Source organism: Sediminibacterium sp. FW305-C-269 (genome assembly GCF_058231045.1).
Genome location: NZ_JBIQXQ010000001.1, coordinates 772,111 through 783,630, shown reverse-complemented (window position 1 = coordinate 783,630; position 11,520 = coordinate 772,111). Strand labels below are relative to the sequence as shown.

12 protein-coding genes are annotated in these 11,520 nt (G+C 36.9%); 3 read left to right on the top strand and 9 right to left on the bottom strand.

Annotation, left to right across the window (positions count from 1 at the left end; translation table 11 throughout):
* Nucleotides 1-71: 71 nt before the first annotated feature.
* The 8 genes from ACH3Y6_RS03380 to ACH3Y6_RS03345 form a co-directional block, all read right to left on the bottom strand.
* Nucleotides 72-1,121: a hypothetical protein gene (locus ACH3Y6_RS03380; protein WP_490834167.1), complete on the bottom strand. Its 1,050-nt coding sequence runs from the start codon at nucleotides 1,119-1,121 to the stop codon at nucleotides 72-74.
* Entirely contained in the window at nucleotides 1,121-2,731 is a 1,611-nt protein-coding gene (locus ACH3Y6_RS03375) for an AAA family ATPase (protein ID WP_490834166.1), read from the bottom strand. Before ACH3Y6_RS03375 ends, ACH3Y6_RS03380 begins: the two co-directional genes overlap by 1 nt.
* Nucleotides 2,732-2,741: 10 nt before the next feature.
* Nucleotides 2,742-3,785 carry a helix-turn-helix transcriptional regulator gene (locus tag ACH3Y6_RS03370; RefSeq protein ID WP_490834165.1) on the bottom strand — a complete coding sequence of 348 codons (1,044 nt, stop codon included), beginning with the start codon at nucleotides 3,783-3,785 and terminating at the stop codon, nucleotides 2,742-2,744.
* Complete coding sequence (locus ACH3Y6_RS03365) at nucleotides 3,772-4,083, bottom strand: helix-turn-helix domain-containing protein (RefSeq protein ID WP_490834164.1); 312 nt, start codon at nucleotides 4,081-4,083, stop codon at nucleotides 3,772-3,774. Before ACH3Y6_RS03365 ends, ACH3Y6_RS03370 begins: the two co-directional genes overlap by 14 nt.
* A gap of 67 nt (nucleotides 4,084-4,150) precedes the next feature.
* Nucleotides 4,151-4,534, bottom strand: coding sequence for a hypothetical protein (locus ACH3Y6_RS03360; RefSeq protein ID WP_490834163.1), 384 nt, complete (start codon nucleotides 4,532-4,534; stop codon nucleotides 4,151-4,153).
* Between the two features lie 303 nt (nucleotides 4,535-4,837).
* Nucleotides 4,838-5,773, bottom strand: a complete 936-nt coding sequence (locus ACH3Y6_RS03355; RefSeq protein WP_490834162.1) for a hypothetical protein — start codon at nucleotides 5,771-5,773, stop codon at nucleotides 4,838-4,840.
* Nucleotides 5,774-5,979: 206 nt separating this feature from the next.
* Entirely contained in the window at nucleotides 5,980-6,318 is a 339-nt protein-coding gene (locus ACH3Y6_RS03350; protein WP_490834161.1) for a helix-turn-helix domain-containing protein, read from the bottom strand.
* Nucleotides 6,319-6,474: 156 nt separating this feature from the next.
* Nucleotides 6,475-7,728: a tyrosine-type recombinase/integrase gene (locus ACH3Y6_RS03345; RefSeq protein WP_490834160.1), complete on the bottom strand. Its 1,254-nt coding sequence runs from the start codon at nucleotides 7,726-7,728 to the stop codon at nucleotides 6,475-6,477.
* A gap of 248 nt (nucleotides 7,729-7,976) precedes the next feature.
* Here ACH3Y6_RS03345 and ACH3Y6_RS03340 point away from each other — a divergent pair, with 248 nt between their 5' ends.
* Nucleotides 7,977-8,456: a cupin domain-containing protein gene (locus ACH3Y6_RS03340; protein ID WP_490834159.1), complete on the top strand. Its 480-nt coding sequence runs from the start codon at nucleotides 7,977-7,979 to the stop codon at nucleotides 8,454-8,456.
* A gap of 117 nt (nucleotides 8,457-8,573) precedes the next feature.
* Here the strand turns inward: ACH3Y6_RS03340 and ACH3Y6_RS03335 are convergent, their stop codons facing one another.
* The gene (locus ACH3Y6_RS03335) at nucleotides 8,574-9,443 is read right to left on the bottom strand and encodes a VanZ family protein (RefSeq protein WP_490834158.1); all 870 of its coding nucleotides are present in this window, start codon (nucleotides 9,441-9,443) and stop codon (nucleotides 8,574-8,576) included.
* Between the two features lie 268 nt (nucleotides 9,444-9,711).
* Here ACH3Y6_RS03335 and ACH3Y6_RS03330 point away from each other — a divergent pair, with 268 nt between their 5' ends.
* Together ACH3Y6_RS03330 and ACH3Y6_RS03325 are read left to right on the top strand one after the other, a co-directional pair.
* Nucleotides 9,712-11,220, top strand: a complete 1,509-nt coding sequence (locus tag ACH3Y6_RS03330; RefSeq protein ID WP_490834157.1) for a cryptochrome/photolyase family protein — start codon at nucleotides 9,712-9,714, stop codon at nucleotides 11,218-11,220.
* Nucleotides 11,221-11,237: 17 nt separating this feature from the next.
* Nucleotides 11,238-11,519, top strand: coding sequence for a TIGR03643 family protein (locus ACH3Y6_RS03325; RefSeq protein ID WP_490834156.1), 282 nt, complete (start codon nucleotides 11,238-11,240; stop codon nucleotides 11,517-11,519).
* Nucleotide 11,520 lies beyond the last annotated feature (1 nt).

Sequence of the window (11,520 nt, the reverse complement as noted above, 5' to 3'; positions counted from 1 at the left end):
TTTCTCTTTTCGTTTGACAATACAAAGTAATTACCTAACTGTGCAGTGGTTCTGCATTGTTATTTTTATTTTCAGACATCGTTGATTAATCGGTTTTTGAGAGACTTATTCGCATTACAACCACCCAAAATAGCACCTCTATAAACTGGAGTACCTCCATGAATATGAGCAGCTAATTCGTTGCAAACATTTTTTAAAAGACTAAGGTCTTTGTTAGCAATCTGATATTCAGACTCACCTTGACTATTATTCAAAGCACTGAAATATGAATTGATTTGAAGCTTATTGACCACATGAACAGTTTTGCCATCTTTGGCTTTAAATACATAAAAACCATGTTCACAAGAAGAGTTAACATAGTTCATTAGCAGAAGCCTCTCGTGTAGCATTTCCGATTTAATAAAAACAACTTCTACATTGATTTCATAATCCCTCAGATTATTAATCTCTGTATTTAATTGACCGGCAACTCTGTTTCTCCAGGCCTCGTTTTGATTATTATCCTCAGAGATGATTGTAACATGATATGGAATAGATAATGTGACTGGAAGTATTGCATCCAACATCCATAAAAGATTACTTTTCCCTGAGGCAACATAATTGCCACCTACTCTTTCTGTGGATTGTAATAAATAATTATCAGAAATTACCACAGCATTTGATGGCGGAAAAGTAAATTTCAATAGTGACTTCCAGCCAATAGTTGTACCTTCTTGAATTTCCTCGTCTTTTAACAATTTTCTCTTGTAACTGCCTGTAAGAATATCATCATTAATTGATTCAGCACTTTGAACTATAACACCGTATGAGTTCTGAATTAATTCCGCATCAGCCGCGGAATAACTTAGAAAGAATGCTGAACGAGGCTTTGCTGCAATGATAAAATTGTCTTCATATATTGAATCAAAGTATTCTTTCAATGCAATAACACCTCTTCCTCCCGTAGCTTTTATAAACTCAAAAATGGGAGTACCTTCCATTTCCTCGGCCTGGAGTTCTTCATCTGTCATGTTCAAGCAAACCTCTGAATGATTGCAAAAGATATCATACCAGTTTGGTGTCCGGTCGTTAAAAACAACTATGTTTTCAAATATGTCCTTTTCAGCGTAAACAGTAAACATCAGGCTTTCTTTTGGCGTTTGAGTTTTAATAATTCAAGAGTACTTGAAGAGGCTTCATCAAAAAAACCATCGCCAAAATTCCTGTTAAAAGAACCATCTTCCTGATATTCTAAACGATAAGGCATTTGATGAATATCTTTTGGGAAATAGTGAACACAGAAAGGATTCTCATTAGGTGCTACTTCAAATTCATTTATAGCAACAATAACCTGTGACCTCCGCAAAATATACTCGGAGTGAGTTTCAATCAGAAAATCGATATTAAACCTCTGGTGAACGTCCAAAAACAAGTCGGCCAATTTACTTTGCAATGCAGGATGTAAATTCAATTCAGGTTCTTCAATAATTACAGTGGTTTTATCAATCAGCCTATAGTTTGAAGAGTCTTGCTTTACCTCCTTACCATCAACAATACGGGTAACAGTGGAATTTTTTTCAGCCAGCTTAATCTTTTTAATTACACATGCAATTCTCATGATTAAGAGCATGGCTTGAATTGAGCCCATTCCTTTATCAGCTAAATGAATTTTGACATTATTAGAAAGTATTTTCATTTCATATGCCTCACCTGCGTGCATGGAAATTGTGAAGTCATCACCCACTTCAAAATCCTGCATCCACTTTAATACAAACCTGTGCTCTTCTTCTCCTTCAAGAATGTTCAGTTGCTTGTATTCATGTATAGCCTGTGCCAAGGCATTATTTTTATCCCTTATCGCAAACAGTGCTGATTGTTTTGCAGGGTTAGCACCCATATAGGCAATTGAAAAATCATTCATTAAAGTCATGAAATGACTAAAAGAGGATTCTACAAATACCGGATCAAGTTCTTTGAGTGCTCGCAAATCTTCAAACCTTTCTGAAGCCTGCTCTCCATTCTGAACATTCAAAAACTCTCGTTCATATTGTGACATTGAGTGAATCAAGAATCCATCAACTATTTCAGTCAAAGAATTAACATCGCCAAAATCTTCATCTAAAGAAAACAGGACTTCATCCTTTGCATCTAAAGCATTGCCAACCTTATTAACCTCAGTGAATTTTGCTTCCAGATTCTCTAACCTGGATATAAGTTCTATATACTCCTTGCTGGTCTTTTTTAAGCCCGGTTCTGCAAGCTGTGTTTTGGTTTCGCTTATTTGTAACTCTAATTCTGCAAGTATTTTTTCATTAACTGAATTTATCTGAGTATCCCTGGTTTTGATTATCCTGATGAATCTATTTTGCATGTTGAAAATAAAATTCAACTTGTGAACTGTGTCGGTGATTGTTAGGGAATGAACACTTGCAAATGCTTTATCGTCTTCACCAGTTACCGTTAGTTCAATCAGGTAGTTTTCAATTTTCTGTGTGAAGTGAATGAAGTTCTCTTGGGCCTGATGGTTTTTTGCTCTTCCATAAGTTACAATGTTTGCATCTTCTAACACATTGTTACCAAAAGAAAGACTTTCAATATGGCCGGACTTGAAATAATTATCTATAAGTAAAAGAGCTTTCACCAAGGTGGACTTTCCTGCATTGTTTCTGCCTACAAGAAAAGTGATACCATTGTATTCAAGAGGATTGAAGTTTTGAAAGCGTCTGAAATTTTTAAACCCTATCTTATTCATGATGCAAATTTTATGCTTTAGTGTGCAGCTTATCTGCACTGTTGTATTTGTAGTTGGAAAAAGTTAATTCTATCCGCTTTTTGATTTTATCTCTTAAAAGCTTAGGATGTAATACTTCCAAGCCTTCCCCATAGGAAAGGATTAAGGATTCGAGTTCGTAATTGGGAATTACATCAATGGATATAAGAGCATGAGATGAGCCTTGTTCTTTCAGCTTTTGAGAACCGTGTATTGGTTTTGTTTTTATATATGGCAACAGCTCATTACTAACTTTAATGACTACGTTCTCAACCTTCCCCTCATTATTTAAGGTAACCCCAATAATATCTTCAAAGTATTCATTGAAGTCAATTGACTTGTTAGGTATATACTTTTTCTTGCTTTCTTCAATTGCTGTAATCCTATCAAGGGCCAAATTCATAATAAACTGGCTTGCATCATTTTTGCCAAACACATACCACCGATTGTTATACTGCTTTAAAAAGTAAGGGTGAAAAATGATTGACTGCGATATATCTTGTTTAAAGCTTTTGTATTCAATATTGATTGCCTTCTTATACAATATTGAATTGTAGATTGGCGTGATAAATTCTAATCCCTTTAGAAAATTATTCTGGTCAAACTCAATAATTTTTTCACTGTTATGAGATAAACCTAAACCAGAGTCCAACCTCGCAGAAATTTCATCAACCCATTCAAACTGAGGCATTCCCTTAAAACGGGATAGTGTCAGTAAGGCCTCCTTTAATTGATTTTCTTCCGTTTCATTTAACGGTTGATTGTTGATTGAAAAGCCTTTATCCTCATACCTGAAATAAACCCTATGCCCATCTCTGATTCGCTCAAGGGGTATATTCCAGCCTTGTGTACTTTCCATGAACTTAATATCTTCAAGGATTTGTCTACGCTTGATGCCGTTATCATTTCCAGTGAATTCATAAATAGCATTACTACATGCTTCTACAAGATCCTCTATATAATACTTACGCCCCGGATTGCGAAAGCACTTATCCAGGGTTTGGTATCTAATTATTGCATGTTTATTGGTAGGCATTGTTACTGCTTTGGGTTATTATTTCTGTCTCAGCCAGCTGTAGTGCCCTTAAAGCAACATCTTCGCCTTTTGTGATGTCAACAATTTTGTCTGCAAGCCAAAGTGTTAGAAGTTCTTCTTCTTGCGTATTCAGAATCTCTGCTAATAATGCAATCTGATCCTTTTTTAAATGACGAAAACCATTTTCAATTTTGCTCAATTGGGCTGTATCCATATCAAGTTGTGAGGCAACTTGCCGTAAGTATAAATTTTGAGCCTCCCGTAATGTGCGTATCCTTTCACCAAACCTTGTTTGCATTGAATTTATTTGACTTGTTAGATATTGTCAAATTTATTAAATAAAAACCTTATTTCACTGGTTTTCTCTAATTGGTAAAAAGCTTAAAATTTCTTGCTCTCTTAGACAGAAGCTGTTGCTGATAGTAGTGGCTACTTATTGCAAATCTGCTTAAGAAATAGCCTTGATGGAGATATAACTTGCTACATCGTTTTGATGTTACTGGGCAAATGAAAAATATAATTTGCCCTTTACCAAGATTAGAAGGAACCAGCCCTAATTGTATTTGATATTTTATTATTCTATTATTGTAAATATATTCTAATTCAATATTCATATTATCGTCCAAAGTATTTACCAATAAAATTGCATTTCCATTTATTTCGCCTTTATCAATTATATAGTTAGATCGCCAAATAATTTCTCCTTTTACTTTAATATTTAGCTTAAGAAGCCCTAATCTCTTTAACATATTTGTAGAAAGGGATAATATGTCTTCAAGTATTATTGGGTTTGCTGATTTTATGCCCACAATAAGTAACCTAAATAGTTAGGAAAAAATGAACTAATGTCTTACTAATAGTAATCTCTCATAATTAAGTCGCAGATTTTTAAGTTTTAAATACAAGGATTAATTACTATTTGAATAAACTATGGTTAGTATTGCATAAAACAGTATGATATACTTCTACCCTAATTCTACAGTATATCATTTTAGAGTAACAAAATCTACTGAAATGTCTTTGTCTTAAATAAATGGCATTAGAAATATGTTCTAACCCATGGATTTGATTAATAGTTCTGAAAGATCAAATTCACATTTTTTAAGTTCGATTTTTTTAAGACTATTAAAAAGCTGTCTAATTCTGGCTTTTTGATCATCCTTGCTTAAGATGTCAGTATAGGATTTTATAATTTCTTTTACTACCGCAGTAGTATTATAGTCTCCAATATCCTCCAGCTTTTTTAATGCTATTAAGCAAATCGATGGCAGAGATAACTGCTTTTTATTCTCAATAAGAACACTTCCGGTTTTCAAAATAGAGTTGTAGTAGTCTAATAAATCATTTTTAAAGAATTCAATGAATTTTATATCAAACAGGTCTTGTATTAAAAGACCTCTATGTTTTACTGATATTTCTGGTCTCTTATACTTATTCTCTATTTTAACATAAGTCTTATTCCCTGAGTAGTTTGATGATTTCTCTAACTCACTCCTAATGTTTTTTGATACTTTAGACTTAATATTTTTTTGAAAATCATAAATCTTACTTATAACATTTGAGTCCTCAAAATATTTTCCGTTGCTATATGATTTAGTTTTCATTCCTTTAATTTTAATGTGAGAATTAAGTATGCTATTAATAGTGAAGGGGCTTTCGATGACGCATCCCACTTCAACATTAACCACCGTAAATTTGAATATATCTGTTTCGAGAACATTAGAAATATATTCGATAGTACCCATTTCTTGTTCTAAACTTATTGAATAGTTATGTCCTAATAGAAAGTATGGCAAACTACCTTTAATAGTAACTTTATTATACTCGGGATAGTGATATATATCCAAGGGTGTGTTTTCTATTTTAAGTTCATAGTGAATCAAATTGTATGATTCAGACTTAACTTCTTTAATTCTACTTAAATACTGCGTTTGTAAAACATCACTTTTTAAATTCTTTGTTGCTGTAATGAAGTCGTAATAAAACATATTAGCCCGCTATAGCTGTCATAACAGCTATTATTTAAATGCGATCTAACGATTGTATTGTGCGATTGAAAGGGTAAGAAATCTTACCCTTTTTTTATATAATAAAGAGTGTGATATTTTTCAGGGTAGTCAGTCTTGAGAAAGTAAATATCGAAATCATTCAGCCGTAGAATCTATAAAATTTGATTACAGTAATCAATGCCCTGCTACCTTTTATTAATTCTATCTTTTATGATTCGTTCGCTTGATTTTAGTTCTTCATGGAATAATTGTACTTCGCATTTAGAGATAAAGGCAAGTATTCGATTCCTGGAAAACAGGAGCTTTTTACCAACTTTCCAATGAGGAATGATCTTTTTATGAGTATAGGTATATACAGTATGCTTTGAGAGGTGAAGCATCTTAGCCACTTCATCAACACCGATAATAGCATCGACATCCTGTTCTTCAGGCTTGGGAAGATGTATATTTAAGGTTGCAAGTAACTGTTCAATACAAGAAAGCCGTTTTTCAATCGCATCAAACGGATTGTAGGAAGTGATCATTTATCATTACGTTCATCAAATCCACTTAGAGCAAGTGGTAGCCGCGATCTTAGAAAGCAAAGATAATTATTTTTTTGATTTTCATTGTTTTTAGTAAACAGAACACTGCTATAGCCTTTATCTGGCTTGAATTATATCAATGATGATATAAATTCATTACGATACTTTTTTCAGTTTATTGAAGTTTGTTAGTTCACTTGCCATCAAATGTTTCACATCGTCTTCAAACCCGGCTAAATATGATCTTGTCGTATTCAAGCTAGAGTGGCCTAACTGTTCACTTATATATTCATCACTTGCACCACTTCTTTTTAAGATACTGCTGAAGCTATGACGAGCTACATAAGTTGTAACACTTACATTGATTTTCAGCTTATCCGCTATCTTCCTCATATTGTTGTTTATGAAGTGGGTGAATAGCTGTATATAATGATATTCTTTTTCAGGAGAAATTCCATTTGTTAGTATTGGAAAAATGTAGTTCTCAGTTTTAAAATCTTTATTCCGCCACTTATCCATTATCGTTTTTACATCTTCTGTTATTGGAATAGAAATGATAACTGGCTTATCCTGATTTGATCTTTTGGTTTTTGCACGTTCAAATCTTATATTGTTACCATCGATGTTTTTAAACTTCAGTAGTGCTATGTCTTTTATGTTGATGCCATTTGCTAAATATGAGAATAACCAAAAATCTTTTTCCTTAGCCTCACTTTCCGTTTCAGGCTTATAATTGTATATGTTAGCGATATCGGAAAGCGTGAGTGCCTTTTTTATGTTTCTCCCAGTAGGAATTACAAACTTATCCCTACCTTTTCCGAATGGGTAAATCTCTTTAGGTATATTCCCAGAGCTAATTGCCTCATTGAATATTGTACGCATATTTCTCAGATACATTCCTACAGTGGTGTTGCTACAACCTTGATTATTCATCCATGCTTTATATTCATTAAGGAACTCTACTCCTACCTGATCAAAGCTTAGCTTTTCTTTTGAGTAGAATTTTTTTAAGCTATTCAATGCACATTCAAAAGTTACTGCCGTACTAATCCTCCCTTCTATCCTTAGTTCTTTGGCTCTTTCTTCCATTAAGGCGATAATGTTTTCATCATCTCCAATTTTCCTCGCATATTTCTTTTCAAATAAGGTAAAGCTGAAACGAATCCCCAATTCGTTTATGATAGACAGAGCTTTTTCCTCCTGCGTTACCAGATCCTGAAGAATCTGTTTGTATGGCGCTCTTGGCTTAGGCGTATACAGGTTTTTAAACTCATCTTCGGTAAGCTTGTACTTAGTAGGGTAGTGGCGTTTTTTACGATCAAACGTGACCCTGATTGATACAGCACATTTTCCATTCCCTTTACGGTGATACTTATCAATGAAAATGCTAGTGGTAGCTTGCTTGCCCATATAGAATATTAATTATTCCGACACAATTCCAACACAAACATAACAGAAAAGAAAAAGAATTACAAAGAGAATATCATTTAATTAATTGTATTTCAGCAAATTATAAACAATCACAAAACATCAAAAAGGAACATTATTATGACTGTTAATCAGAGGGTCTCTGGTTCAAGTCCAGAAGGGGGAGCAGATATAAAAGTAAAAGGGTTATACTTGTATTGTATAACCCTTTTTTATTTTCAATCATGAATATGAAAACTATAGCCCTATTCTTACTTGCTTGCATTCCTTTTATTGGAATTGCCCAAACCTCAGATTATAAGATATCTTCTTTCCTGACAGAGGGTCCAAAAGCACCCAATACACATTATATTGGAGCAGCCTGGCTCAACTCTGTACTTCAGGCAGATGATGAGATTAATTACAATATTACTAAGGCTACTTTCAGGGCAAACTCAACACTTGATTGGCATAAACATGCTACTCCCCAAGTAATCATTATTGTTGATGGTGAAGCATATTATCAAGAGAGGGGAAAAGAACCTGTCATTCTGAAAAAAGGGGATGTAATTAAGTGCAACAAAGAAACGGAACATTGGCATACTTCAACAAAAGAGCATTCTGTTACATACCTCGCAATATATGGTGGAACTCAACCAACCATCTGGACAGAAAAACTCACTCAGGAATATTACGACAGCATTGCAAGAAAGCTGAACAATAGAAAATAGAGTAGCAAAACAGGTTAACTAAAAATATCTGATACCATTGGCAAAGTGCCGGCCGAATATGTATAACACAATGTAAAGACAGAGTCAAGTATTTGTCCGATATGGTGGCATCGCCTATTAGCCCGGTGTAAGGCAGATCAGTATATGCGATGCCACCGTTTTACCATCCTCATCTTCTCCCACCACTAAAGTTACCCTGACGCCTGTTTTCAGGTCAGATGCCGGTACAGGTCCTGCCGCACTCCTAATCGTTGTCTTGTCGGTAAAATGAATCAGCTGAACAAAACCATCATTCCGCTTAATGGTGATAGTTTTATTTCCCGTACTGATGATCTGTCCGGTGCCTCCGGTACCACCACAGGGATCATCGCCGGGTATCACCTTGCCGGCTTGAGGATCAAAATGTGCCGGCTGCCCATTTTCCACGGCCGGCTCAAAACCCACGGAAAGCGGTCCGTTCCGGTATATGAAAACACTGTAAAATATAGCCAGCCCTATCATGCCCACTATCGCTGTAATGAGGAGGTTTCTTTTCCCCATTGGCTGAACCGGCTTTGGAAAAATTCTATACAACCCAAAACCGATCAACACACCCAATCCGTTCAGTATTACATCATCAATATCAAATATGCCTACATGCAACAGGGTCTGCAAGCCCTCGATCAACATACCGGCAGCGATCGCGAGCCCGATCGTTTTTTTCCATGTCATATTCCGGAATACAAACCCTACCAGCAGACCGATCGGTACCAGTAACACAATATTGCCGATCAGGTTGATACCTGCGATGATCCACCCCTTCTCTCCAAGCAGGTAAGGAAAAATGGTTTTGAAGGGTACAAGGTTGGGCGAACCTTCATGGGTGCCTCCAAAATTCAGCTTCAGTACGCCTACCCTGATCAGGGGCATATCCTTGAACACCAGCAGTTTTACCAGGAAGATGCTATAGGCAATAAGCAGGATTGCACCCAGAATTGGTTTCTTCATTTTGTACTGAATAAAGCGTAATGGTTAACTGAATATATCAACTATTTTCAGAAATGGCAAGCAGTTCCTACCATTCACCGGAACGGCGCGGATCAGTTAAGAGGCTTCATGCAGACGCTTATGATGAACGATATCCAAAAATCACAATCATGTAACCACCTAGAATAACAAAAGAAACAATGACAATACCCTCTGCTACCGGTCTACTAACCTGTACCTGATTTTTCCATCTTTTAAACACTGGGCCCGGATAATTGTTACAGAAAACATGGCCAATGCAGTTACCCTTGTTTTCCCCCACCAGCTGTTCGAGAACCATCCTGCTTTGCAGAAAGACCGAAAGGTTTACCTGGTGGAAGAATGGTTGTTCTTCAGACAGTATACCTTCCACAAACAGAAACTGATATTACACAGGGCCAGCATGCAATACTATCAGAACTGGCTGCTGCAAAATCAATATGAGGTTGCTTACATAGAAACAGGTTGCCGGGAAGATGACTGCCGGCAATTGATCACCAAGCTGGCCAAACAAACGGTAACAGAGATACATGTGGCTGCTGTGGCCGACAACTGGCTGCTTAATCGGATACAAACTGCCTGCAGACAGAATAAGATCGCATTGCATTTTTATGACAGCCCCAATTTCCTGAATACACCGGAGAACTGTTCCGCCTATTTCAGTAAAAAGAAAACGTATTTCCAAACAGATTTTTATATCTGGCAGCGAAAGCAGCGGAATATCTTACTGGAAAAAGACGGAAAACCAGTAGGTGGCAAATGGAGCTTTGATACAGACAACCGTCAGCGGTTTCCGAAAAAAGGGAAAGCGCCCATCCTACCCTTACCCGAAGAAAACCCGTATGTAACTGAAGCAAGAAACTACGTGCAGTTACATTTTCCGCAGAACTATGGCGAGACAAATGGCACCCACCTGTTTGCAATAAGTTTTGCGGATGCCGAAAAATGGCTGGATGATTTTTTTCATACCCGGTTCGCCGCATTTGGAATGTATGAAGATGCCATTGTAGCCAAAGAGAGTGTACTGCACCATTCCGTAATCTCACCTATGCTCAATATTGGTTTGTTGCAGCCACAACAGATCATTGATAAGGCAATAAGCTGTGCCGGACAATACAATATCCCCATCAACTCACTCGAAGGGTTTATCCGGCAACTGATGGGCTGGCGTGAATTTATCCGTTTGGTATACGAACGGGAGGGAAGTAAACAACGTAATACCCATTACTGGCAATTCAAGCGAAAGATCCCCGCAGTGTTTTGGACCGGGGAGACCGGCATCCCGCCTGTTGACATAACGATCAGGAAGGTCTTGCAAACCGGTTATTGTCACCATATAGAAAGGCTCATGATACTGGGAAACTTCATGCTGTTGTGTGAGTTCGACCCGAACGAAGTATACCGGTGGTTCATGGAAATGTTCATTGACGCCTACGACTGGGTAATGGTGCCCAATGTATACGGCATGACCCAATTTTCCGATGGCGGCCTGATGACGACCAAACCCTATATCAGCGGCAGCAATTACCTGATGAAGATGAGCGACTATGAAAAAGGCGATTGGCAAGCCATATGGGATGGATTGTTCTGGCGGTTCATGCATGTACACCGCAGCTTCTTTTTACAAAATCCCCGTTTGGGCATGCTCGTCAATAGTTTTGACAAGATGCCTGCCGAGAAACAACAGCTGCACCTGAACCATGCTGATATGTTTTTGAAAAGATTGGACAAGCAGCTGATAACCCATCAACAGAAATGAGTAAACCCAGCAATAACATGATCACACAGATAGTATCTGCAACTGATATAGACCGTATCATAGAAATGGCCTGGGAAGACCGGACCCCTTTCGAAGCTATTGAAATACAGTTCGGCCTGCAGGAAAAAGAAGTGATCACATTGATGCGCAAAGAGATGAAAGCCAGCAGTTTTCGAATGTGGCGCAAAAGAACCCATGGAAGAAGCACCAAACATGCCGCACTCAGGAGCAAACATATCACCAGGTTCGTATCGAAACAACAACGGACTATCACACTCAATAAAATAAGCAAACGATGAC